21 protein-coding genes and 1 pseudogene are annotated in these 23850 nt (G+C 49.2%); 4 read left to right on the top strand and 18 right to left on the bottom strand.

What is annotated here, in order from left to right; all coding sequences use genetic code 11:
* Nucleotides 1–113, top strand: a pseudogene (locus SE18_RS28430) (IS982 family transposase); the annotation flags it as partial.
* 506 nt (nucleotides 114–619) lie between these two features.
* On the opposite strand, the gene SE18_RS19285 reads toward SE18_RS28430, so the two are convergent.
* The 5 genes from SE18_RS19285 to gltB form a co-directional block, all read right to left on the bottom strand.
* Entirely contained in the window at nucleotides 620–1255 is a 636-nt protein-coding gene (locus tag SE18_RS19285; protein ID WP_054536104.1) for a hypothetical protein, read from the bottom strand.
* 81 nt (nucleotides 1256–1336) lie between these two features.
* Entirely contained in the window at nucleotides 1337–1972 is a 636-nt protein-coding gene (locus SE18_RS19280; protein WP_054536103.1) for a hypothetical protein, read from the bottom strand.
* 24 nt (nucleotides 1973–1996) lie between these two features.
* Nucleotides 1997–2395 (bottom strand): hypothetical protein, encoded by a 399-nt coding sequence (locus SE18_RS19275; RefSeq protein ID WP_054536102.1) that lies wholly within the window; start codon nucleotides 2393–2395, stop codon nucleotides 1997–1999.
* A gap of 160 nt (nucleotides 2396–2555) precedes the next feature.
* Complete coding sequence (locus tag SE18_RS19270) at nucleotides 2556–4298, bottom strand: sensor histidine kinase (protein WP_054536101.1); 1743 nt, start codon at nucleotides 4296–4298, stop codon at nucleotides 2556–2558.
* Nucleotides 4299–4511: 213 nt separating this feature from the next.
* Nucleotides 4512–8969 carry a glutamate synthase large subunit gene (gltB, locus tag SE18_RS19265; protein WP_054536100.1) on the bottom strand — a complete coding sequence of 1486 codons (4458 nt, stop codon included), beginning with the start codon at nucleotides 8967–8969 and terminating at the stop codon, nucleotides 4512–4514.
* Between the two features lie 469 nt (nucleotides 8970–9438).
* Here gltB and SE18_RS19260 point away from each other — a divergent pair, with 469 nt between their 5' ends.
* The gene (locus SE18_RS19260; RefSeq protein WP_236706916.1) at nucleotides 9439–11676 is read left to right on the top strand and encodes a RelA/SpoT family protein; all 2238 of its coding nucleotides are present in this window, start codon (nucleotides 9439–9441) and stop codon (nucleotides 11674–11676) included.
* 315 nt (nucleotides 11677–11991) lie between these two features.
* Nucleotides 11992–12327, top strand: a complete 336-nt coding sequence (locus SE18_RS19255) for a YrdB family protein (protein WP_054536098.1) — start codon at nucleotides 11992–11994, stop codon at nucleotides 12325–12327.
* Between the two features lie 69 nt (nucleotides 12328–12396).
* Here SE18_RS19255 and SE18_RS19250 read toward each other — a convergent pair whose 3' ends face one another.
* Nucleotides 12397–13845, bottom strand: coding sequence for a hypothetical protein (locus SE18_RS19250; RefSeq protein WP_054536097.1), 1449 nt, complete (start codon nucleotides 13843–13845; stop codon nucleotides 12397–12399).
* Between the two features lie 252 nt (nucleotides 13846–14097).
* Here SE18_RS19250 and SE18_RS19245 point away from each other — a divergent pair, with 252 nt between their 5' ends.
* Nucleotides 14098–15357 (top strand): carboxypeptidase regulatory-like domain-containing protein, encoded by a 1260-nt coding sequence (locus SE18_RS19245; protein WP_054536096.1) that lies wholly within the window; start codon nucleotides 14098–14100, stop codon nucleotides 15355–15357.
* A gap of 198 nt (nucleotides 15358–15555) precedes the next feature.
* On the opposite strand, the gene SE18_RS19240 is transcribed toward SE18_RS19245, so the two are convergent.
* The 12 genes from SE18_RS19240 to SE18_RS19185 all read right to left on the bottom strand — a co-directional run bounded on the left by SE18_RS19240 (nucleotide 15556) and on the right by SE18_RS19185 (nucleotide 23500).
* Entirely contained in the window at nucleotides 15556–16809 is a 1254-nt protein-coding gene (locus SE18_RS19240; protein ID WP_054536095.1) for a glycosyltransferase family 4 protein, read from the bottom strand.
* A 134-nt stretch (nucleotides 16810–16943) separates the two neighbouring features.
* Nucleotides 16944–17882, bottom strand: a complete 939-nt coding sequence (locus SE18_RS19235; protein ID WP_054536094.1) for a ribose-phosphate diphosphokinase — start codon at nucleotides 17880–17882, stop codon at nucleotides 16944–16946.
* A 46-nt stretch (nucleotides 17883–17928) separates the two neighbouring features.
* Complete coding sequence (gene glmU / locus SE18_RS19230) at nucleotides 17929–19308, bottom strand: bifunctional UDP-N-acetylglucosamine diphosphorylase/glucosamine-1-phosphate N-acetyltransferase GlmU (protein ID WP_054536093.1); 1380 nt, start codon at nucleotides 19306–19308, stop codon at nucleotides 17929–17931.
* 120 nt (nucleotides 19309–19428) lie between these two features.
* Entirely contained in the window at nucleotides 19429–19740 is a 312-nt protein-coding gene (locus SE18_RS19225; protein WP_054536092.1) for a hypothetical protein, read from the bottom strand.
* Between the two features lie 47 nt (nucleotides 19741–19787).
* Complete coding sequence (locus tag SE18_RS19220; protein ID WP_054536091.1) at nucleotides 19788–20318, bottom strand: hypothetical protein; 531 nt, start codon at nucleotides 20316–20318, stop codon at nucleotides 19788–19790.
* A 61-nt stretch (nucleotides 20319–20379) separates the two neighbouring features.
* Nucleotides 20380–20685 carry a hypothetical protein gene (locus tag SE18_RS19215; RefSeq protein ID WP_054536090.1) on the bottom strand — a complete coding sequence of 102 codons (306 nt, stop codon included), beginning with the start codon at nucleotides 20683–20685 and terminating at the stop codon, nucleotides 20380–20382.
* A 20-nt stretch (nucleotides 20686–20705) separates the two neighbouring features.
* The gene (locus SE18_RS19210; RefSeq protein ID WP_054536089.1) at nucleotides 20706–21008 is read right to left on the bottom strand and encodes a hypothetical protein; all 303 of its coding nucleotides are present in this window, start codon (nucleotides 21006–21008) and stop codon (nucleotides 20706–20708) included.
* 18 nt (nucleotides 21009–21026) lie between these two features.
* Nucleotides 21027–21581 carry a hypothetical protein gene (locus tag SE18_RS19205; protein WP_054536088.1) on the bottom strand — a complete coding sequence of 185 codons (555 nt, stop codon included), beginning with the start codon at nucleotides 21579–21581 and terminating at the stop codon, nucleotides 21027–21029.
* Between the two features lie 18 nt (nucleotides 21582–21599).
* Nucleotides 21600–21848 carry a hypothetical protein gene (locus tag SE18_RS19200; protein WP_054536087.1) on the bottom strand — a complete coding sequence of 83 codons (249 nt, stop codon included), beginning with the start codon at nucleotides 21846–21848 and terminating at the stop codon, nucleotides 21600–21602.
* A 156-nt stretch (nucleotides 21849–22004) separates the two neighbouring features.
* Nucleotides 22005–22517: a hypothetical protein gene (locus SE18_RS19195; RefSeq protein ID WP_054536086.1), complete on the bottom strand. Its 513-nt coding sequence runs from the start codon at nucleotides 22515–22517 to the stop codon at nucleotides 22005–22007.
* Between the two features lie 62 nt (nucleotides 22518–22579).
* The gene (locus tag SE18_RS19190) at nucleotides 22580–23056 is read right to left on the bottom strand and encodes a hypothetical protein (protein ID WP_054536085.1); all 477 of its coding nucleotides are present in this window, start codon (nucleotides 23054–23056) and stop codon (nucleotides 22580–22582) included.
* Nucleotides 23057–23062: 6 nt separating this feature from the next.
* The gene (locus tag SE18_RS19185) at nucleotides 23063–23500 is read right to left on the bottom strand and encodes a hypothetical protein (RefSeq protein WP_054536084.1); all 438 of its coding nucleotides are present in this window, start codon (nucleotides 23498–23500) and stop codon (nucleotides 23063–23065) included.
* Between the last annotated feature and the right edge of the window lie 350 nt (nucleotides 23501–23850).

Genomic DNA, 23850 nt, shown 5'->3' with positions numbered 1-23850 from the left:
GTGGATTGGTGACCCGCATTGCCAGCAAGGTGACGCATTTGGTCGTGAAAGCCGTGTTGCGGGCACGATTTGGGATCGATGTGCTGACATTTACGGTCATCAACGATGTCTAACTCACATCAGGCGTATATACATATAATTCATACAATCAACCAGATCTATCTTAAAAAATGTTACCTCAGTTGGACTTCCTTCTGTGTACTGCCAATCAGCTGGAAATTGGCGTTTATACCAATCAATCACCTGCGCCCGATCATCCTGGGTTTCCATTCTACAATTAAATAACTACCATCATCAACAACCTCGCCGAGTGCTCTTCCGCGTGGGTAGAGCAAAATTGGCATCGGGTCGGGATAAGCTTTTTCCACAACCTGAGAGCTACAGCCTGCTAGCAGGATTGCGATTATGCTGTACAAGATATGTTTCATTATGCTTAACTATCCTTAGGCAATAGGCTTAAGCTTATTTAACGGCAATCTATTGCTTCAAATATTGGCCAAATACAGATACTTTTTTAGCTTGTGCGGCGACAGTTTGCTGGTTTTCGGCATCTTGTACATCGCTTGCTGCTCATGGAGGAATTTAGTTGATTATTGCAGCACAATGATTGTAATAAAGGTTATTTACAAACTCCCTTATATTGATCCTCGGTCAGGCGAATTGTTTTTTTGGCTTTGACATCGGTGACCATGCCACACCACGTGGCAATCGCTGCATGAATTTCAGCAATATCGCCCTTTTGTAGCATAATTTCTGGTACTTGCTTGGCAAATGTTTTAATATCATCATGCAATTGTTGCAACCGAGCACGATTCGCTACACTCACCGAGCCTTCTGTTGCAATTGCACTCTTAACTTGAGCTATTTGGGATGAATAGTGGTCAAACAATTGTTCAAATCCAAGCGAATCTGATTGCGTTAGTTCGTTGAGATTCCACCATGGTTTGACTGGAAAATCCAAGGCTATCGTATAGCTGTAGATCAATCTGGTTGATGATTTACAGTAAATCTGAGCTTTTGAAAGATAGGTCAGAACACCAACCTGATTCGATTGAGCAGCCGCATGCAAGCCAGAATTAAGCTCTTCAACGCAATCGTACCAACTGAACCACAATGATTGTCCTGTTTGGGCGGTTTGAAGCTGCTGACGTTGCTCGATTGCCTGCAAATTGTGCTTGGTGCTGTAGCTATAAACGCTGAGCACTAAACAGCTAATGCCTAAGAATGCCATTAGCCAACGCTGAAACGGTTTCATTACTTCTCTCCATTTAATATTGGTGGATGTTTGCCATAGTTTTGCTCGATACCAGTTTAGGCACATTAACGCTGTTACGAGTTATTTACAAACTCCCAGATATTCATCTTTAATCAGGTTTGTTGTTGTTTTGGCAGCGACATCGGTGACCGTGCCGCACCACGTCGCAATTGCTTGCTGAATTTCGGCAATATTGCCGTTTTGCAGCATGGTGTCTGATACTTGTTGGGTAAATGTTTCAATCTCAGTATGCAGTTGTTCGATTTGAGCACGGCTAGTTGCACTCACCAAACCTTCTGTTTGAACAGCATATTGGATTTTAGATATTTGGATCGAATAATCGGTAAATAAAATCATAAATCCAAGCGCTTTTGCTGGGTTTTGTTGGGTGCGATTCCACCATGATTTAGTCGCGGATTCCAAGGCTATGGTATAGCTGTGGTTCAACATGGTTGTTGATTGACAATAAATTTGAGCATTTGAAAAGTGGTTTAAGACCTCTGCTTGATTCTGGGTATCACCCGCCCGTAAAACCTGCTTAAGACTATTAGCACAGCTGTCCCAACTCAGCCATAACGCCTTCCCGGTTATAGAAGTTTGTGCCTGCTGAAGTTGCTTGATACTTTGCAAATTTTGATTGACTGTGTAGCTATAAAAACTTAGTACTAAACAGCTAATGCCTAAGAATGCCATTAGCCAACGTTGAAACGGTTTCATTGCTTCTCTCCAAGCTCAAAAGTATTAATCTGAATCAATCGTGATGGTTTGTTCGAGCTGTTTGCTGTGCTGGAGTGTAACGGTTAATGTTGTACTTCGATCACGCATTAAATCGGTATCGTAATCAAACGTAGATTCAGTTGCGATCACAACTAACTCCCGTGACCAATTCTCTGGTGCACCTTGAACGATCACCATTCCGCCAACGAAGCCTTGATTATCAGTTCGGCTGACGCTAAATGGGGTTGGTTCGTCGCTCCAGCGCAGGCTGACATTGGCCGCTAAAATTGGCTTTTGTTGAGCATCAACGATTTGAAATCGATAGCTTGGGGCTTGATTTGGTGCGGTGCTACAACCTGCAAGTACCACAATGCTAAGCCAAACCCAGATGGTGGCTCGCAAAAGCAACGTGAAACGACGCATTATCTTCTCCCTTGACTCCGAATAGGATCAATGACTGTACGCTCAATCTTCAATTTTGGTGCAAATGTTGAAGCGTGATGGAAATTAAATGCAATGGGCGAATCCTACCCGCTTCATCTCATGCGGCTAGGTTGATTATAGCTTATGTTGGGATGCCAGACTAGGCCTGTGCGTGGGACATTTGGCTTAACTGTTGGTTAGGGTGTGGGGGATGCTCGGGCAGGTGCAAGGTAAAGGTTGAGCCAAGGCCCAAGCGGCTATCAAGCTCGATTGTGCCACCCAAGGCTTTGGCTAGCCGCAAACCAACTGCTAAACCCAAACCAGTGCCTTCATATTGGCGGGTTGCCGAGGAATCGGCCTGCACAAATGGTTCAAAAATACGCTCGAATTGTTCGTGAGCCACGCCAATGCCAGTATCGCGAATGGCGATTTCGAGCCAGCCGCCAGCAGCGTGTTGCAAGCGCTGCACCGAGATGCTGATCAAGCCAGCGTGGGTGAATTTAATCGCATTATCCAGCAGATGGTAAATAATCATGCGCAGTTTATGATCATCAGTCACAACCGAACCCCAGGTTTGGCTGCCCAACAATTGGATAGTGTTTTTATTTTCTTGGGCTTTGGTTTGCAGTTGGTCGCTGACGCTGCCAATCGCCAGCGCTAAATCGATCGTTTCGTGTTCTAAACGCACCACTTCTGCATCAAGATCAGTAATCGTCAACACGCCGTCGATCAGGCTCAGCAAGCGATCGCTGGCGCTGCGAATTCGCGTCATATCCATTGCCAATTCGGGCATGCTACGGTCAATTAAATCTTCGTAGATCATTTCGCTATAGCCAACAATCGCGTTGAGCGGCGTGCGCAATTCGTGGCTGACGGTTGAGAGGAAGGTGCTTTTGGCGCGGTTGGCAGCTTCGGCCTGGTCTTTGGCGCTGAGCAATAAGTTTTCAAAATGGCGTTGTTCGGTAATATCGCGCACCGCTGCAACCCGCACCACGCGGTTGCTATAGGGCAGATTTGTGCCTAAAACCAAAGCGATGAAGGTGCTGCCATCTTTGCGCAGCGCCGTCACCTCGTAGGGATCACCATCTTTAAATTTGTGCATAGCTTTTTGTAGCGATTGAGGCTCAACAAATTCGCGCAGTGAGTGACCAATAATCTCATCGCGATGATAGCCAAACATCTCGCCAAAGCGTTCGTTGGCATCCATCACCACGCCTTCATCTTGTAGCACCACGCCTTCGGACGTGGCTTCGGCCAAGGCCCGAAAGCGCTCCTCGCTCATTTTGATTTGAATTAATGCTTCTTGTAGTTCGTATTTATAGGTGCTTTCTTGCATGCGCAGGGCAATTAGGCCGCGAACTGTGCGCATGCGAATACCTTGAATAGTAGCGGCAGCAACCGTGGCGCTTACCAACATAAAAATAAAATGCATGGTTAATGGCGAGCTTGGCAATGAGCTAATTGCCGCCAGCCACGCCATCAAGGTTGCGCCAATCCCGACAATAAACCAGTTCCACGAGAGCAACAAACAGCCAGTGCCAATCAAAATAAAGGCAATGTTGGTGCTTTGGTGAATCTCGCCGCTAAGCCAAATATGCAAAATGCTGTTGAAGCCCGCGACCAGAATAAACAGCGTCGCCAGTGGATGGGCGAACTCGGCGGATGGCCGCCAGTGTTGCAAGCGCCACCACCAAAAAGCAAAAAAGAGCACACTCAAAAGCGCAACAATCACCATTGGCAGCTTAATTGGGGCTGGCAGCACCAAAGCATGGGCGATGCTAAATAACAAATATAAAAAACCCAAGCCGGTTACGGTTGGGCGGAGAGCAAACGCAACCTCAACATTGAGGGCTGATTGAAGCTTATTTGAAGCTGCTGCTTCTGCTACTGGTTGGTCGCTCATAGTGTTCTCAATAGCTGAATTGATCGTTTAATCTAAATTGCCCATTAATAAGCAGCCTAAAGTGCCAACCTTACGAACATGCTTACGCTTGTGGTATTCTTTATTAAATTTTTACTTCTTAGCACTACTAGGCAGCTGTTTAAAGCGCCTAAACAAACACCAGCGATCAACCTTGATCGCTGGTGTTTGGTGTGTGTGAAGGAGTGACTAGCGTTAAGCGGCGACTTTGGTCAATTCTGGTTGGTTATTGTGGGCTGCCGCAGCGTGGGCGGCCTTGGAGATAACGTGCCAGAAGGCTGATTGCTGATCTTCCCAGTTGGCGAGAATTTCGTTGGCCAAGACACTTCCCGTCAGTGCCGCGTGGCGTTCGATTAGTTCGCGCAAATGGTCGGCGACCAATGGCGAGGCAACCCGTTCTGCAATCACCATTTCGTCGTTGAGCCGCCCAAGGAAGCGTTGACTGGGGTCGTAGACAAAGGCCTGACCACCGCTCATGCCTGCGCCAAAGTTATTGCCAGTGCTGCCGAGCACCACCACCGTACCGCCAGTCATATACTCGCAGCCATGTTCTCCAATGCCTTCGATAATCGCAACTGCGCCACTATTGCGCACTGCGAAGCGCTCGCCAGCGCGGCCAGCAGCATACAAGCTGCCGCTGGTTGCTCCATATAGAGCAGTGTTGCCAAGAATTGTGGCTTCGTGAGCGAGGAATTGAGCATTAGGACGTGGCTTGATTACAACTTCGCCACCAGCCAAGCCTTTGCCAACATAATCGTTAGCATCGCCAACCAAGTTGAGTTGCATGCCGCGCGTCGCGAAGGCGGCAAAGCTTTGGCCTGCGCTGCCAGCAAAATTCATGGTGACGTGACCAGTGTTTTTGAGCAGCGCCAACTCGCCTGCCAAGGTGATGCCCGTTGAGCGATCTTCGTTGGTGATTTCGGCGTTGATAATCACTTCTTGACCAGCTTTGGCGCTTGGCAAGGCACTATCGACCAAAAATTGATTGAGCCGATCGATGCCAACTAACTGGGGCATGCCGTTGAAGCGGCGTGGGCCAGCGTTGGCCAAGCCCAACAATGGGCTAAGATCAAGCGCATCGTGGTCGGGGTTGTTGGTTTGGCGTTGGCGCAATAATTCGACGCGGCCAATAATTTCGTTGAGGCTGCGAGCACCGAGTTGGGCCAATAATTCGCGCACTTCTTGGGCGATAAACTGCATAAAAGCCATCACATGCTCTGGCTTGCCCGGGAATTTGGCGCGTAAATCAGGACGCTGAGTGGCAATCCCAACTGGGCAGGTGTTGTTGTGGCATGCGCGAGCCATCACACAACCTTCAGCAATCAGCGCTGAGGTGCCGAAGGAATATTCATCTGCGCCAAGCAATGCGGCCATAACCACGTCGCGGCCAGTGCGCAAGCCACCATCGGCCCGCACCCGCACGCGATCACGCAGTTGATTGAGCATCAAGGTTTGTTGAGTTTCGGCCAAGCCAATTTCCCATGGAATCCCAACGTTTTTGATTGATGACAACGGAGAAGCGCCAGTGCCGCCCGAATTGCCACTAATCAACACCACATCAGCGCCACCTTTGACCACACCTGCCGCAATTGTGCCAACCCCCATTTCAGACACCAGCTTGACCGAAACCGCAGCAGTAGGGTTGATCGTGCGCATGTCGTAAATCAGTTGAGCCAAATCCTCAATTGAATAGATGTCGTGGTGGGGTGGTGGCGAAATCAAGGTTACGCCTGGCGTGGTGTGGCGGGTGCGGGCAATGTCTTCGGTGACTTTATTGCCTGGAATTTGGCCACCCTCGCCTGGCTTGGAGCCTTGCGCCATTTTGATTTGCAATTCGCGGGCGTTCATCAGGTAGCTGGGCGTAACTCCGAAGCGACCTGAGGCAATTTGCTTGATCGCGCTGACTTTTTCGGTGCCAAAGCGCGCTGGATCTTCGCCGCCTTCGCCGCTATTGCTCATGCCGCCGAGCCGATTCATGGCTACGGCCAAGGTTTCGTGAGCTTCGGCGCTCAACGAACCATAGGAAATTGCGGCGGTCGAGAAGCGTTTGACAATCGTTTCAATTGATTCAACTTCGTCAATTGCAATTGGCTCGGTTGCCACAAAATCCAGCAAATCGCGTGGGTCGGATGGTTGGCGTTTGTTCAGCAAGTCGCTATATTCGCGATAGGTCGCATAGCCCGCTTCGAAATCTGCGCCATTATCGACTGCTGCTCGCACTGCTTTTTGCAAAGCATGCACCACTGCTGGCTGGAAGGCGTGATATTCGCCATCTTTGCGGAATTTGTACAAACCTGGGTGGCTGAGGGCTGGTTTTTCCAAACCAAAGGCTTGGGCATGACGTTGGTAGCTTTCGCGGCCCAAGCGTTGCCAATCGGCGCCGCCAAAGCGTGATGGTGTGCCAGTCAAACAACGGGCAATGACTGCATCACTCAAGCCAATCGCTTCGAAGATTTGCGCTCCGCAGTAGCTATCAACCGTCGAAATGCCCATTTTCGACATAACTTTGAGCAAGCCTTTTTCCAACGAATGTACATAATTATCTTCTGCTTGGTCGGCAGTGATGGGCGTGCGTGAGCGTTCTTTGGCAATTTCGCGAATGGTGGCGATTGCAACATATGGGTTGACGGCTTCAGCGCCGTTGCCCACTAAGACTGCCACATGATGCACTTCGTGAGCCTCGCCAGTTTCGACAATCAACGAGCAGGTTGAGCGCCGCCCAGTTCGAATTAGATGATGGTGAACTGCGCCAAGTGCCAAGACGGTTGGGATGGCGATTCGTTGTGGGGCAACTTCACGGTCACTCAAGACAAGGATTGTTGCGCCAGTATCTAAGGCGCGGTCGGCGCTACTACACAAATCATCAAGCGCATGTTCAATCCATTGGGCATCGTCGGTAACTGGAAAGGTTGTATCCAAGGTGGCGGTGCCAAAGCTACGATCTGGGCAAGCGCGCAAGGCTGCCAACTCGATGTTGCGCAAAATTGGGCTAGCCAAGGCAATTTGGTGGGCTTGGTCGGGCCGCTCGATCAAAATATTGTGGCGTGGCCCTAAGCGAATTGAGAGCGACATCACCAATTGTTCGCGCAAGGGATCGATTGGTGGGTTGGTAACTTCTGCAAAGCGTTGTTTAAGGTAGCCATAGACTGGGCGGGCAAGGTTTGAGAAGACCGCCATTGGGGTGTCATCGCCCATCGAGCCAATTGGTTCAGCGCCTTCGCGGCCCATTGGCTTGAGCACCATCGCCAAGTTTTCGTCGGTATAGCCAAAGGCTGCTTGCAAACGGAGCAAATCGTCGGGGTTGAGTTCGACTTCGGCTTCGGTGTAGGCGGCAACCAATTCGGCCAAATCGACGCTCTTATTTTGCAGCCATTGGCCGTAGGGCTGGCGGGCTGCAAACATGGCTTTGACAGCGGTATTATCCAACAATTGGCCTTTAATCAAATCGACGGCGATCATTTGGCCTGGGCCAAGCCGACCCTTGCGAATAATCCGATCTTCGTCGACTGGCGTTGCGCCGACTTCGCTGCCCACAACCACTAAACCATCATCGGTGACGATATAGCGGGCTGGGCGCAAGCCGTTGCGATCTAAGGCTGAACCAACAATTTTGCCATCACAGAAGGTCATGGCGGCGGGGCCGTCCCATGCTTCCATCAAATTGGCGTGCCACTGGTAGAAATCACGCACATCTTGGGGCAGATCATCGATATGTTCCCAAGCTTCGGGCATCATCATTAATAAGGAATGGCGCACGTCGCGACCAGCGCGGACCAACAGCTCTAGCACATTATCAAATTGGGCTGAATCGCTGCCGCGTTCGTCGACAATCGGCGCAAGTTCGCGCACATTACCAAGCAATGGGCTTGAGAGATGGGCTTCGCGAGCACGCATCCAGTTCACATTGCCAGTTAAGGTGTTGATTTCGCCGTTGTGGCTGACGACGCGGAAGGGTTGGGCGCGGCTCCACGTTGGCATGGTGTTGGTGGAATAGCGTTGGTGGTAGACCGCAGCGCTGGCGCTATAGTCTGCATCGGCCAAATCGGGGTAGAACAAGGCCAAGCGACTGGGCAACATGAGGCCTTTATAGACAATCGTGCGACAAGAAAGTGAAGGAATGTAGAGGTCGATGTTCTCGGCGAGGGCGGTGCGTTCGGCGCGGCGGCGGGCGCGGTAGAGTTCCCGTTCAAAGCTATCGTCGTCCATCGTTGCTGGGCGATCGACCCAAATTTGCTCAATCTGTGGGCAAATATCACGGGCAATCGGGCCAAGTTGCTCACGATCAAGCGGTACTTCACGCCAACCAAGCGGTCGTAAGCCTCGCCAGACGAGCGCATCGTCGATCAGTTCGCGGGCGCGTTCGGTGTTGCTGGTGGGCAGAAAGATCATGCCAACCGCAATCCGCTGCGGGTTCGCCAAAATCCGGCGGGCAGCTAATTCACGGGCCATAAATGCGCGCGGAATCGTGGTTAAGAGGCCAGCGCCATCACCTGTCAGACCGTCGGCGGCAATCCCACCGCGATGGGTCAGACTGCCAAGCGCCGCGAGGGCTAAGCTCACTGTTGCATGGGTTGGTTTTCCATCAATTCGAGCGACAAAGCCAATGCCACATGCATCATGTTCAAAGCGTGGGTCATACAACAGGCGGTTCATGCGAGGTCTCCTTTCGCGCAGGGAGTTGGCAAATACGCGACGGCGTTAGCAACGCTGCCCTATACCATGGCGCATTTTCAGGTAGCACAAAGAAACGTTGGGTAAACCACCAGCGTCATCGCTGCGGGAGAGCCTTCATTGGTGCATTCTGCATCATTGCAGGAGGGGAAACCTAGTTCGTCAGGTTGACGAGTTGAGTTTTTTGGTTGGGCAAAAAGTTGGCGAACAAATTGGATTTAGACCAGAGGTGTGTTAAATCAGAGTTAAAGCCATTCTATGTTAATTTGTGCAATGTGTCAATTGGCTTTTGGGTAAACTGCATAACACGCTGCGTCATTGCGGGATGCAATTTGCTTGACATGTGTATAGGGGCGTGTTAATCTGTTCGCTACAATCAGCAGAAAATGGATCGCGACACAACAGCGCAATGCCGCTAGAAACGAGGGTCATTATGGACCTCGCACCTCATATGCCTAGTTCTTATAATGATGATGTTACCCATAGCGAGAGCCCAAAACACACCACCGCCACTCCCGCTAGTTCGCCGCAAGTTCATGAAAGCGAAGCGCTAATTAGCCGCATGCGTACCTATTGGCCGCTTGATGAGTTTCAGCTGATCGAACGAGCGTGGGATTTGGCCAAAGAGGCTCACGCCCCGCAAGTGCGCAAATCGGGCGAGCCATATTTTTTGCATCCGGTGCAAGTGGCCCATATTTTGGTCGATATGAAGCTCGACCCCGAATCGGTTGCAGCGGCGCTTTTGCACGATGTGGTTGAAGATACGCCAATTACGCTCGATCAAATTCGGGCCGATTTTGGCCGTGAAGTCGCGCATATCGTCGATGGCGTAACCAAACTGAGCAAGCTCGAAGCCAAAAGCATCGAAGAAGCCCAAGCCATTACCTATCGCAAAATGTTTATTGCGATGGCCGATGATCCGCGCGTGGTGCTGATTAAGCTGGCCGACCGCTTGCACAATATGCGCACGCTTGGCGCAATGCGCCCCGACAAACAGCAACGCATCGCCCGCGAAACCCTTGAAGTCTATGCACCGCTCGCCCATCGCCTAGGGATTTGGCAGTTCAAGTGGGAGCTTGAAGACCTTTCGTTTCGCTATATGAACCCAGAAAAGTATAGCGAAATTGGGCGCCAGCTCAACTTGCGCCGCGAAACCCGCGAGCGGATCGTGCAACGGGTCATCGCTCGCCTCAAACAGATTCTTGATCGCGATAACATTAAAGCTGAAGTAACTGGCCGCCCCAAACATATCTATTCGATTGCGCGCAAAATGGAGCGCAAGGGTGTTAGCCTTGATCAAATCTTTGATCAATTGGCTGTACGGGTGATGGTCACAACTGTTGATGAATGCTACCGTGTGTTGGGCCTTGTCCACTCGACTTGGATTCCAATTATGAGCGAATTTGACGATTATATTGCTGTTCCCAAAGAGAGCATGTATCGTTCGCTGCATACAACTGTGGTGATTCCAGGCGAGCAGCCATGTGAAGTCCAAATTCGAACTTACGAAATGCACGAAGTCTCGGAATATGGGATTGCAGCGCACTGGCGCTATAAAGAAGGCTTTGGCAATCGCAACGATCAATCATTTGAAACCAAATTGGCTTGGCTGCGTTCAGCAATCAACGGCCAGCGCGACCTTGATCCGACTGAGTTTTTCGAGTCGGTCAAAGAAGATGTGCTGCGCGATCAGGTCTTTGTGCTAACGCCCAAGGGCAAAATTATTGACTTGCCAAAAGGCTCAACCCCAATTGATTTTGCCTATCGGATTCACTCCGAGGTTGGCAATCGCTGTATTGGCGCGCGGGTCAACAACAAACCTGTGCCGCTTTATTATCAGCTGCAACACGGCGAAATTGTCGATGTTGTGACCAGCAAAGTGCCGCGCGGCCCTTCTCGCGACTGGCTGGAATATGTTAAATCGAATGGTGCCCGCACCCATATCAAACGCTGGTTTCGGCGCCAAGAAAACGATGTCAACATCACTGCTGGCCGCGAATTAATTGAAAAAGAACTCAAACGCTTAGGCGTGCGCCCAACCATGGAAGAGTTGCTGCGCGCCAACGCCATGAAAAATAGTGAAGATTTTCTGGCGGCAATTGGCAATGGCGATCTCTCGCCGCGCCAAGCAATTCAGCGGGTGCTGAGCGATAAAAACACCGAGGATGAACCGCTGGCGGCGATTCCCACGATTGCCCCGCCATCGAAGCCGGTCAAGCAAGGCACAATTACGGTGCGTGGTGAGGCCGATGTGTATACCCGCATCGCTCACTGTTGTAATCCAGTTTATCCTGAGGCGGTCATTGGCTATACAACGCGGGGCCATGGGATCACGGTTCACCGCATGGATTGTTATAACGTTTTGCATGAACGCAATCGCGAACGCTTGATCGATGTTGAATGGGGCGGAGCAACTGAAAAACAGTCGTATCCTGTACCAATTCGTATCGAAGCTTGGGATCGGGTTGGACTTTGGCGTGACGTGACCAATGCGATTGCTGATGGCAACATCAACATTCAAGCAGTCCAGCAATTGGATAATAAACATCACGGGCGGGCAACCTTGCTGGCGACTATCCGCATCGAAAGCATCGATCAACTTAGTCGCATTTTGGATAAACTCAATCGGGTCAAGGATGTGATCGAAGCTCGCCGCGAAAATACCGTTGCTGGCACGATGATTGGCTAGACTAAGAGCATAGAGCATAGAACATAGAGCATAGAATATTGGAACAAAGTTTGTTCTGGATTCTTTGCTCTATGTTCGTTTAAGCACTATTCTAAGCTCCGATTGTGTGGGTTGTTTAGCAGGGCTATTTTGGAACGAGTTGATCACGCTCACGACGGGGTGATCGCTGCTCTCATAGCGCGACCCGCTCGATATGCTGTCACGTTGGTGCATGCTGATGGGCAATTGTGACTACACGAGCCGTTGCTTTTTTCGATTCTTGGATACTGGTGGCCTTGATCTGGTCGTCCAGCCGCGCGTGCTGAGGACATCTGTATGGCAATTCTTCGATCGATCAATCTTGCGGTGGCCTTTCTGTTGGAACTGTGTATGCTGGCGGCGCTTGGCTACTGGGGCTTCACCACGATCCAGGGCTGGCCTAGGATTATGCTTGGTTTGGCCGCTCCGCTGCTGGCTGCGGTAGTGTGGGGTATATTTCTAGCGCCCAAAGCAGCCCGACCGCTCGATCCATCGCTGACGTTCTGGCTCAAGGGTGCAATGCTTGGCCTAGGTGTGGTGGCGCTGGTAATGGCTAATCGGCCCAAACTAGCAGTCGGTTTTGCTGGAGCGGTGGTGATTAATATGCTGCTTCTGTGGCTTTGGCGCGATTGATGGCGCAACCGCTCGCAAGAATTGGCTCACGGGGCGGATAAGGTGAAATGATCCGCCCCGTCATCGTGATTAAGCATCAGGTTGCAATAGCTTCAACTGTTGTTCCCAAAGTTGTGCTGCAATCACATCCGAGGCTCGGCGCTGCCACTTATAAAACGTATCCTCATCAATATCGGCCAACCAACTCAACACACTTGGATCAATCAACGGATCGCTTAACCCTCGGCGCAGCCAATCGATTGCGGTTTTGCGGTTGATCTCGCGCACATAGGGCAGATACAGGACGTTGTACCAGCGCCATGCATCGCCAGCACCCAAGTTTGGGGTAGTAGCATCAGGCCGTAATTGCTCAATTGCTTGCAACAATAGTTCGCGGGTGATGGCGCTACGATTCAAGCGATTATCTTCTAGCTCTTTGGCTTGCAACAGATGGCTAACTAAAGCACTGCTCAACAAGGAATTTTGGGCGAGTTGCACTGGATTTTTCAAGCCGCTAATTGCCCGCCGCACTGCATCGTTCCAGGTTTTATCGGGCTTGGCAGCGACCTGCGTTGGTGCAAGCGTTGGCGTGGGTGTCGAGGCCAAGGCAACGGCGAATTCACGCGATTGGCTACGGGCTGCTTGCTCAGCACGCGAGAAAAATAAGCGATCAAGCCAGCGTCGCCCGCGATCAAGCCCCGTGTGGCTGATAATGACACAGGCCAATAGCAAGGCCAATTGGCTTGGGCGCAGCAAATCAAGAATATTCACGCTGACCAAATAGAGCAGCGCCAAAATGCTTATTTCGCAAAAGCTATAAATCAAATCGCGCAGCACATTTTGGCCTTGGAGCAACAAACCAAAGCGTACCAAACTAAAGCCGCTAATCAATAAGCCAGCAAAAATCGGCACATAGCCATACAACATCGACCATGTGCCAGTGCTAATCAGCCGCGCCAATAAAATGCTTGTGCCAAGCAGAAAGCATAACGCCCCAAGCACTAAGCTGGCCAAACTGCGCCGTGCAATCCCGCTTTCGGCAATGCGCCAACTTGCAACCAAATGCCAAAGCGCCGCGCTCACACAGCCCATCACATAGGCACTATAGATTGGGTAGGCTTGGCCAGTGCCGATAATTTGGCTGCCGCTGGCGAGCGTCACTGGTTCTGCATAATTCAACAGACTATTGCTGAAGCTGCCAAGCCCGATCATGAACCCGCCAATAATGCCTGTTAGCCAACGCTCCGGCATGGCGATGCTGGCGATGCTTGGCTGCAAGGTTTGATGGATAAGGCTGCAAACCATCAACCAAGCGCTGATTGGAAGCACCGAACTCCACCAAAACCCACGTTCAAGCCCAATCAATTGGGCCAGATTTGAGACCTCGCTGCCGATTACGCCTGAGCCAAAAAAGCCAATTAAGCCCAACAAACTAGCATTGATTGCCCAAAAAAGCTTTGAATGCTGGTGGGTGCGGGTGGCGATAAACAACGCCAGCCACAAGGCAATGCCAAATCCAAATAAATGTGCTTCGACCATCAACAGTTCTCCCTTGGTCTCGCTGCATTTCCTGCCATGAATAGTGCTATTATGCGTTATTTTTGGCGCTTGCCAACTATCTAGCCAATTGAGCAGGCTTAATCGACAGTAATTGCCAGGAGCGCCACTGGTTTGGCCAGCCAAATTAAGCCATACTGAAGTGCAAGCAATTGCTGGTTTCGGCTAAGCGCAAAATGCTGATCCAAGTTAAAAGCAGCGACACCAAATAAACCTTCATCAAAGGAGCAAGCTATGCACTGGTTTAAGCGTTCTTGGCGCAAGCTTTTGGGCATTATCGTTGGCCTGTTGGCAATCGGCTGCATCTGGTTTTTGACGACCGATAATGTGACGATTTGGCCAATTCGCAATACCTTGCGCTATCAATTTGATCAATGGCGTGGCGCAGGCCAAACTGCAAGCCAGCAACCAGCCAATCACAGGATTAGCGGTTGTATTCGCGATGCCCATCAGCAACCAATCGCTGGAGCAATTGTGGCCGTCAGCGAGCGCAATGGCAAACTCCATCGGGCGAGCAGCAACAATCAGGGCTGTTATACGCTCGCCAATCTGCCAGCAAACAACTATCGATTGTTGGTTACTGCACCCAGCTATCGCGACGATTTGAGTGCTGTTGATCTGCATAATGATTCAATTCAGCACGATGTGCAACTTGCCCCAGCAATTGCGCCTAGTTTTGCGCCAGTCGAAAAGCTGCTAATTGGCTCGACCAGCGTTGTCAGCCGCAGCACGCCCTATCCAACCCAAGCCTTGCGCCAACAAGTGCAAGTCTGGGGCGATAAGGGCGAGCAGCAATTAACCTTGCTCTATCGACCAATTACCACAACCAATCATCTATTGCCCTTGATGCTTGCGGTCTATCCTGGGCCTGCAGATGAATGGGAAAGCGTCAGTATTCCCTTGGCTGAGCGTGGCTATAGTGTGTTGGCGGTTGGCCCAGCCTACAGCCTCGACCTCGAAGCCGATATTGCCGACCTTAAACGCTTGTTGGCCTTGGTCCGTGGTGGCTCGTTCGTGGGCGTCGATGGCAGCCGCGTGGCGATTATGGCAGGCAGTTATAGTAGCCTCCACGTTTTGCGTTTGCTCCAAGATGATGTTGGATTTACTGGCGTGGTCTTGCTCGGGCCAATTAGCGATTTGTTTGCCATGCGCGAGAATTTTGTGGCTGGAACTTTTATGCCGCCGTTTGGGCTTGATCAAGCCCTGATTGCCTTGGGCTATCCCGACGAGCAAATTCAGCGCTATGCAACCTATTCTGCTCAATTGCACCCACGGGCCGATTTGCCACCAATTTTGTTGCTGCACAGCCGTACCGATGAAGTTGTGCCCGCCAGCCAATCGGAATTTTTGGCGGCCCAATGGCGTGGCTTAGGCGTTGAAGTCGAAAGCTATTTTTTTGCTGGCATGTCGCATTATTTGCAGGCAGTTGATCGTTCTCCAGAGCTTGATGAACTGTATCGCATCACCCTCGATTTTCTAGATCGCGTCAATTAGATGATCTGGGGGTCAGGGGTCGGGGACTAGACGAGGGCAAACGCAACCTTCGTGCTCTTCGTGTCCTTCGTGGATCAATTTTTTAACGCAGAGGCGCAGAGCGACCGTAAGGATGAGGGATGAAATTAAAAGCCAAAAGCCAATAGCCTCATCCTTCGTGCGCTTCGTGTCCTTCGTGGTTCCGTTGCTTATCCTGTTTTACGAACCTTGTTCGCGTTGCAAGCTGGTGGGAAATTCGGGCAATGGATTGCCAGCGCGTTTGGCCAAAACCCGCTCATAAATTGCTTCGATCTGGCGCGCAGCTAGCTCCCACGAGTGTTCGTTGACCGCCCGTGTGCGCACCGTTTGAGCCAAATTATGCCGTCGCTCGGGATTATCGATTAAGCCCAGAATTTCGTCGGCCAGCGATTGCGCATCGCCAAATTTGGCATAGACTCCAGCATCGCCCAAAATTTCGTGGCTGACTGGGGTGTCAAAGGTGATAACAGGCAAGCCCATCGCCATATAGTTGGGGATTTTGCCAGCGCCTTCGGTTGCCGACATTTTGGGCGCAACTGCGACATCGCCCAAGGCCAAATAGGCATGACAATCTTTGTATAAAATGCGGCCTGGCATGGTCACAATATCGCTCACACCCAGCGATTCGGCCAAAGCCAAATACGAACGCACATCGGGATAGCCCATAATCAAGAAATGCACATCATCGCGCTGCTGACGAATAATCCGGGCGGCTTCGAGCAAGACGTTGGTGCCTTGATAGGCTGCGAGCAAGCCAAGATAGGCCACAATTTTGCGGCCTGCAGGAATGCCTAATTCGCTGCGGATTCGTTCGCGTTCAACTGTCCACTCTGCTGATCCATCGAACGGCTTGAAACGATCAGTATTGACGCTATCAGGCACGGTGTAGAGCCGATCAGCTGGAAATTGCCAATCGTCGCGCAGCATATTGGCTGCATTAAAGGAGCTGGTCAGCACCGCATCGGCAGTCCGATTAATTTTATCTTCAAGCCAGTGAAACGGCTTATAAAACATGCCATCGCGCTTGAGAAAGCCGTGATCGAGCATTTCGGCGGTCAGGCTGCCTTGATAATCGAACACCAATGGAACCTTGAACATGCGCGAAAGTACGCTGCCAATCAAGGCCGATTCGTGAATATGGGCATGGATCAAATCGGGCTTGATTTCCATGGCAACGCGCAAGGCCCGCCATGAAAGTGCCACATCCAAATACATTTTATGATGCGAAGCCCCGACCATCGTGCGCTTGACCCAGGGCACGTCCCATGAGCGGCGAATTTCAAAGCCTGGCATATTATCGCCGTTATGGTAGGTTGCAATTACAATGCGATGACCTAATTTTTGCAGGGCGCGGGTTTCTTCCCAAATGCGAACATGCGCGCCGTAATCAGCAAAAAATGAGGTTGAGGCAATGCTCAGGATGGTGTAACCCATGCACGAAACTCCTTTAAGGTCAGGGCTATTCTAACGCATCTCTTCAGGAGGGCAAGTTTTGCTCTGCTCCAAACAAAAAGCGCTGCTAGAACCAAAGCTAGCAGCGCTTGATTAAGGGTATCTGTAAGTTGAGTTTAGCTAAAGAGTGCGCTCAATGAAAGGTCTTTGTGAATCCGAATGATGGCTTCTGCAAACAGCGAGGCCACCGAAATTTGGGCAATCCGCGCTGCACCTGCTTCAGGTGGCAAGGGAATTGTGTCGGTAACCAACACTTCTTCCATCACCGAATCGCCCAGCAATTCGACAGCGTTGCCAGCAAAGATGCCGTGGGTTGCACAGGCCACAACGCTAATTGCGCCCCGTTCTTTGAGGGTTTTGGCTGCTTCGGCCAAAGTTCCCCCAGTTGAAATCATATCGTCGAAGATCACCGCGTGTTTGCCTGCAACGTCGCCGACCATTTCGACAACTTCGGAAACATCGGGCGCTGGGCGTTGCTTGGCAATAATTGCCAAACTTGCGCCGATGCGTTCGCGGAATTTATTGGCCCGACCCACGCCGCCAGCATCTGGCGAGACCACCACGACATTTTTCATGTTGCGGCTGCGGAAGTGATCGGCAATCAATGGCCCAGCTTGCAAATGATCAACTGGAATATCGAAAAAGCCCTCGATTGCTGGCGCATGCAAATCCATGGTCAACACCCGATCGGCTCCAGCAGTAGCAATCAAGTTGGCGATCAATTTGGCTGAGATTGGCTCACGCCCAGTGGTTTTCTTCTCTTGCTTGGCATAGCCATAGTAAGGAATAACCGCTGTTACCCGTTGAGCCGAAGCTCGGCGTAGGGCATCGATCATCAACAACAATTCCATGAGGTGATGATCAACTGGCGTAGTTAAGGATTGTACGATGAATACGTCTGAGCCACGCACGTTTTCTTCAAGCTGCACCCGAGTTTCGCCATTCTTGAAAACGCCGACAATCGCCCGACCGAGATTCAAATTGAGATGCGATGCGATACTGCGAGCTAACGGGATGTTGGCATTCCCCGTAAAAATCTGCAATCGCCCGTCCATTCGATGCCCCCCAAGTTAGTAATTGGTCAAATTGAAAAACCCAAACCTACTCGTTCTCGCTCTGCTCAGGCTTGCGGTGGCGAATGACGCGGGCTGGCATACCCACGGCAACGCCGCCATCAGGTATATCTTTGGTCACAACTGAACCTGCTCCGGTAATTGCGCCCTCGCCAATTTTGACTGGCGCACGCAACATCGAATCGGAGCCAATAAAAGCATTCGCGCCAATTTCAGTGCGATGCTTCTTGCCATCAGCAGTAAAGTTGCAGGTAATGGTGCCTGCACCAATATTAACATTCTCGCCGATTGTGGCATCGCCAATATAGGAAAAATGGCCCATCTTGGTGCCAGGGCCAAGGATTGCGTTTTTCACTTCACCGAAGTTGCCCATGTGGACATGCTCCATCAGGTGTGCTCCCCGCCGCAGGTGACCATATGGCCCAATATTGGCTCCCAACTCCATCCGCGCTTGCTCAACCACGGAATAGCTAATTTTGCAATGCTCACCAATCTGCGAATCTTCAATCAAGCTGTTTGGTCCAATCGTGCAATTGGCTCCAATTGTGGTGCGGCCTTTGAGGATCGTCCCCGGCAGCAGGGTCGTATCAATGCCAATTTGCACATCTTGGTCAACAAAGGTGCTGGCTGGATCAACGATGCTTACGCCTGCTAACATCAGGGCGCGTAGCTTGCGTGCATTCAAAATTGCCCCAACTTGGGCCAACTGAATCCGGTCGTTGACCCCCAACGCTTCATCGGGGTCGCGTAATTGAATAGCAGCTATTGCGCCAGCGCCCTGTTCGCGCAAGCCAATCTCCACTAAATCAGTCAAATAATATTCGCCATTCAAGCTATTGGGCTGCACTTGATCGAGGGCGTTCCAAAGCCAAGCGCCATCGTAGAGCGCTACGCCTTGGTTCACTTCAGTAATCCGGCGCTGTTCGGGGCTGGCGTTGCGTTCTTCGACAATCGCCTGAACTGCGCCATGCTCGTCGCGCACAATTCGGCCATAGCCAGTTGGTGGATCAGCTTGGAAGGTCACGATTGCGGCCTTGGCATTACTCGTGCGGCGAGCTGCCAGCAATTCGAGCAGCGATTCATGGCGCATCAATGGATCAGCGCCATACAACACCAGCACTTCATCGACCTTGCCTTCAAGTTCGGCGCGGGCTTGAGCCACCGCATGGCCTGTACCAAGCCGTTCATGTTGCACCACATAGCGATAGCGATGGCCAAAGGCAGCGCTAATTGGTGCTAACGTATCTTCGCTCACGACCAATACAATCTGCTGTGCGCCGATCGCATCGGCCAGACGGGTAACATGCTCAACTAATGGCAATCCGGCAACAGGATGTAAAACTTTCGGTAAGCTCGAACGCATGCGCGTTCCCTGACCAGCAGCAAGCACAACCACACCGAGCGTCATAGTTCAAAGCTCCCCATTGCAAAGTAATCAGCATAATTTCTATGCAAGGGCTATCTTAGCAGAAAATTGCTGGTACGCGGGCGTTTTTGAGGCCTAGTTATAAGGGGATGGCGTTGCGGTTTAATAACGATTAAGCAGCATGCTCGCCACCACTCCTGCGACGAGCCAAGCCAAAAAATACAAACTTACAGTTGTTGGTTGCATACCGAGAGCCATAATCAGCGCCGCCAAACCAAGCGTTGCTGCATAGCCAAGCCAGACCATCCATGGCCTCCATACAATCGCTGTAAACCAGCGAATCAGGCCAACCACCAACCAAAAACCTAAAAATAGGCCGAGCCACAGCGAATCGAGCAAGGCATACAGCAACAATGGCGCTGCGCCATAGAGCAGGCCGCTAACCAAATACTCATGTTTAAGCCGAAACTTCATGATCAACCTTTCGATCATTGTTCAGCAACAGTTCGTCATTAATCGGCTTATGGATTAACCTGATTCTCGAATGTCACACCATGGTTGGTAGCAAATTGCTCAGTGATCTCACGGCTTTGCTCCATCAATCCATTTTCTAACTCATTGGCGATGATGTTGCCATTTTTATCAGTCATTTTCCAATAGGTTGTTGACGATCGGCCAGATCGTTGCGTATACAGGGTGATTGATTGCAGCGAATCCCATGCGAAAAATTCGACATATCCCGAGGAAATAATCGTTAATTCGCTAGCACTCAGCCGAAATTCTTGCCGAATGAGTCGCGGGAAAAACACCAAATTTCCGATGGTCAATGTACTAATTGCCAAAATTTTGAGCTTACGTGGAGTAATTATCCATAGAAATAACATTAATGTTAGTAGATATAAACCAATAACAATTGGAAAATTAATTGCATTAGCATACGTTATGCTATACGCTGTGGCTGATTGCTCAATCTTGGTAAATTCCACAAGATACGATGCAAAAATTAAAAAAGGAATTGCAATGCCAATATAATTCTTTATAAATCTACGCATAAAAACCTATCCTCTTGAATCAAAAAAGAGCATACGCGCAACGTAAATGAATAACTGCCAATTAATTGTTTGGGATAAGCTTAATTCCAGCTGTGGTAAACGCATCGATCCAGGCTTGGGGCTGCTTGGAAACAAAGAAGAAGTCAAGCAATGCGCCTTTTGGATGTGTACGATAATTGATTTCAAATCCCTGCTTACCAAAAAAAACATATTTCTGGCGCAACTTAATATAGCTAATTTGTTCAATTGGGATCTGATACTTTGGATTTATAAAAAAAATCCAAAATACTTCAATGAAGAAGCCTTGTTGATTGAAACTCACTGACATCGGATGGCGCGCAAAAATATTATTAATTCGTTCTTGCATGATGTTTATCCTAGTATTGGTCAAGCGATAATTTTGATGCCCGCTGCGCTAAACACATCGATCCATTGCTGAATTTGGTTTGAAGCAAAGAATACGCCGAATAATGCGCCTTTTGGTTGCCTGCGATAATTAATTTCAAAACCTTGGCTGCCAAACCAAATAAAACGTTTACGCAACTTAACATAGCTAATTTGTTCAACAGATATTTTGAATAAAACTCTTGTACCTAGAAATCTACGATCTTCTCCCCATATAGTTTTCTGATCCATAGTTATCAATAAATCATTATAAATCGTATTGAAGCGTTGGCGCTCTTGCATCATATACCTATCCTAAAGTAATCAATTATCGAGGAGCACAATATTCTGGCCAATTAATTCAAAAATAGGCTCACTTTGAGGGAATTGTAGTTCTTCGCTAAAAACTTGAAAGATGATCTCTTTATGGTATTTTCTAGAGCGATCACTCGCACTATATAAATCCACTGGCTGCTGATTGTGCTTACGAACATCAATCATCAAATCAGCAACATGCTCGAATTGATCAAAAACAGAGAGATAATTTTTGCTATACGCTTTATCTACAATCGCAATCGTATCGCCATTTTTAGGATTAACCGCCAAAAAATCGATTTTAACCGGATCAGTGGCAATTTTTACCAAGGTTTTGTAGGTTCCACTATAGGTCTCAGTAAATTCTTGGTTGGCATTCGCCAGCGTTGGATTGAGCACGATATATTCTGGCGGCAACGAAATAATCAAATCAGCTTGTTCGATTGTTTGCCAACCAGCTGGCGGACTTGGCCGTGGTTCTGGCTGATTCAGCCAAATATAAGCCCCAAGACTACTTGCGAATACTACCAATAAACTGACAATAATCCAATGCTGGAAACGCATGGCGAAATCGCTTTCTGATTAAATAAATATAATAACTAGATTAATCACGAAACATACAAATGCGCTAGTACTAAGGATAATCTTTGCAGTTCCATTTATTCTTTTCTGCAGAAGATAACTTAATCCAAATAAAATAAGCCCAATCCCACCAAAAATTCCATTCCAGAGCGTATTCTTCGATAAAGTCTGGTAAATGACCATAATTCCTGTAGGAACTAAAAATGCTCCAACAATAAGGTTGAATTTGTCGAGCTGTTGCTGATTCATAACCACTCCATTCAATTCAATTTGAAACTCGCAACTTGTACGTGAAAATGCTACTAAGGTTGCTCTGATTGTGATCAGCGAGAGGAGCTAAAGAAATAAAGGCCTCGCTTGCTGGCTGTTAGCAATATTCGAAGCTTGGTGGTAGCGTTGAGATAGTTACCAACCTGCTGGTTTGCTTAGTTCGCCAGTTTCGCCATTAACCATTATCAATTGATTGTGGATGGAAACTTGCCATAGATTGAGACAGTTGCTAACCCCAATATAGGGTTTATAAAGTGCTAGAGTTGGTTGATTGGCAAATTCTGGATTGGCCTTAACAACTAACTCAATCGCAGCTTCGGGATCAATATTAAGCTTATCAAGCATCCGATTGCAATCAGTATATTCAACGATTTGATCATTGCCGATAGCTTTTATCTCAGAAGTATCGTGTGAATCTTGATTGAATTGGAGATAATTTAATTGTTTTCGTTCTAGATCAATAATTTGGACTTCGGTATCGCCAGATTTACTTTTATAGACTATATCAACGATTAGATAATTATTTAACCGATTTCCATATAATTCTTTAATTTTTGTATCAAGATATTGATTGTAGTTACTATTTGGCGCTGTACTTTGGCAACCAACCAAGATCAAGCTTAAAACCAATCCATATATCAATCTCATGCTTTTGCTCCTGCGCGTTTCGTTGTTATTGATGCTGCTTGTACGTAGGATCTGCTGTTTGGTTACGCGCAATCTTCTTCATCATCATGCGCTTCAACGATAAAATGTTCGTCAGTATCGTCATCGATCAAGCGCCAATACTCCTTATTGGTTGAACTAATTAACAATTCTAAGCAATAGCCTTTACTCAAATGTAATTTAACATCACCAATACGATTAATTTGCATGCTGCGGATAAACAATGATTGAGGCCAAAAGTTGGATAAAAAACTGTGCAAAGCTGAACGTTCAATTCCAGCAGGGTCAGGCTGCGACCAATCGCTACTGCCGATAATAATCCGTTGATGTTGCCACAAGCGCCATGCGCCGCTAATGTGCAAGCTATAGCGGCCAATCTCAACTTCTTCTTGCTTGCGGTTGATAACCATGCGCTTTGCGCCAATCCGTAAGCATAAGATACCAGCAACATCAAAGCCTTCCCACAGCTCTTGACTAAGCAAAGTTGCCAGTTTTTGTTGAATGAGCGAAATTTCGTGCATAAACCCCTAGCTGCGATAACTACAAATTTTTAGCCCATCGTGGTATAAAACCCAATGTTCACCAGCCGCTGCATCAATCAGAATATCGAGTTGATAATTGTGATTGATTGAAAAGCATAGATCGCCGCTCTGGGGCTGTACTTCAATCGCCCAAATAATTAAATTGGCGGGATTATGCTTGGCCCAAAATGCTGCGACGCTTGGCTCGAAGCGAATAGAATTATCGTCTTCAAACCAGTAATCATTGCTGCTGAGCACTACTTGGTGGTGTTGACGCAAACGCCAAGCACAGTTGATGGTCAATTGATAATATTGCATTTCACGGGTGGTTGGATCGATAACGCGAATGACGAAACTTTCGAGGTCGCAGCTTGTACCGTGATACCACAATGCACCACCGCTGAGCTGGCTAAGCGTTGATTTAATGCTACTGAGTTGGCTCAAGAATCGTGCTCCGCATAGAATTTGGGCAACATAGCGTGGAGGAAGCTGCCGTTATTCTACAACGAAGGCCTGAATTAAGCATGGAACCCAATTGCCCAACGATATCTTAAATCCATTACGGAAACGCAAAGCCTGCATTGAGCTTTTGGCCGAGCCAATCGGTTGCCGCACCAACATGAGTGATTTTATCCATACAGCTAGGTTCAAGCAGCAATGTATGTTCTAGGCTCTGTCTGATAATTCAGGATACTGGTGTGGATGGGGCAAGGAGCCGAACCACGCGTTGAATCATGGCCAGATGGACGAATCCGAGATAGTTGAGCGCCAGTTTCTCAAATCGTGTAGCGACC

The organism is Herpetosiphon geysericola, from assembly GCF_001306135.1.
GTDB classification, from domain to species: Bacteria; Chloroflexota; Chloroflexia; order Chloroflexales; family Herpetosiphonaceae; genus Herpetosiphon; species Herpetosiphon geysericola.
The sequence above is the reverse complement of the archived record's forward strand: the minus strand, read 5'-3'. Positions and strand labels throughout refer to the sequence as shown.

Excerpts from the sequence above, each read along its gene's own strand:
- SE18_RS19235 (WP_054536094.1), bottom strand. The coding sequence starts at position 17,882 with ATGGACGGGCGATTGCAGATTTTTACGGGGAATGCCAACATCCCGTTA.
- SE18_RS19250 (WP_054536097.1), bottom strand. The coding sequence starts at position 13,845 with ATGGTCGAAGCACATTTATTTGGATTTGGCATTGCCTTGTGGCTGGCG.
- SE18_RS19260 (WP_236706916.1), top strand. The coding sequence starts at position 9,439 with ATGCCTAGTTCTTATAATGATGATGTTACCCATAGCGAGAGCCCAAAA.
- gltB (WP_054536100.1), bottom strand. The coding sequence starts at position 8,969 with ATGAACCGCCTGTTGTATGACCCACGCTTTGAACATGATGCATGTGGC.
- SE18_RS19245 (WP_054536096.1), top strand. The coding sequence starts at position 14,098 with ATGCACTGGTTTAAGCGTTCTTGGCGCAAGCTTTTGGGCATTATCGTT.
- SE18_RS19205 (WP_054536088.1), bottom strand. The coding sequence starts at position 21,581 with ATGCGTTTCCAGCATTGGATTATTGTCAGTTTATTGGTAGTATTCGCA.
- SE18_RS19200 (WP_054536087.1), bottom strand. The coding sequence starts at position 21,848 with ATGAATCAGCAACAGCTCGACAAATTCAACCTTATTGTTGGAGCATTT.
- glmU (WP_054536093.1), bottom strand. The coding sequence starts at position 19,308 with ATGACGCTCGGTGTGGTTGTGCTTGCTGCTGGTCAGGGAACGCGCATG.
- SE18_RS19240 (WP_054536095.1), bottom strand. The coding sequence starts at position 16,809 with ATGGGTTACACCATCCTGAGCATTGCCTCAACCTCATTTTTTGCTGAT.
- SE18_RS19215 (WP_054536090.1), bottom strand. The coding sequence starts at position 20,685 with ATGCAAGAACGAATTAATAATATTTTTGCGCGCCATCCGATGTCAGTG.
- SE18_RS19210 (WP_054536089.1), bottom strand. The coding sequence starts at position 21,008 with ATGATGCAAGAGCGCCAACGCTTCAATACGATTTATAATGATTTATTG.
- SE18_RS19255 (WP_054536098.1), top strand. The coding sequence starts at position 11,992 with ATGGCAATTCTTCGATCGATCAATCTTGCGGTGGCCTTTCTGTTGGAA.
- SE18_RS19220 (WP_054536091.1), bottom strand. The coding sequence starts at position 20,318 with ATGCGTAGATTTATAAAGAATTATATTGGCATTGCAATTCCTTTTTTA.
- SE18_RS19280 (WP_054536103.1), bottom strand. The coding sequence starts at position 1,972 with ATGAAACCGTTTCAACGTTGGCTAATGGCATTCTTAGGCATTAGCTGT.
- SE18_RS19270 (WP_054536101.1), bottom strand. The coding sequence starts at position 4,298 with ATGAGCGACCAACCAGTAGCAGAAGCAGCAGCTTCAAATAAGCTTCAA.
- SE18_RS19285 (WP_054536104.1), bottom strand. The coding sequence starts at position 1,255 with ATGAAACCGTTTCAGCGTTGGCTAATGGCATTCTTAGGCATTAGCTGT.
- SE18_RS19195 (WP_054536086.1), bottom strand. The coding sequence starts at position 22,517 with ATGAGATTGATATATGGATTGGTTTTAAGCTTGATCTTGGTTGGTTGC.
- SE18_RS19275 (WP_054536102.1), bottom strand. The coding sequence starts at position 2,395 with ATGCGTCGTTTCACGTTGCTTTTGCGAGCCACCATCTGGGTTTGGCTT.
- SE18_RS19190 (WP_054536085.1), bottom strand. The coding sequence starts at position 23,056 with ATGCACGAAATTTCGCTCATTCAACAAAAACTGGCAACTTTGCTTAGT.
- SE18_RS19225 (WP_054536092.1), bottom strand. The coding sequence starts at position 19,740 with ATGAAGTTTCGGCTTAAACATGAGTATTTGGTTAGCGGCCTGCTCTAT.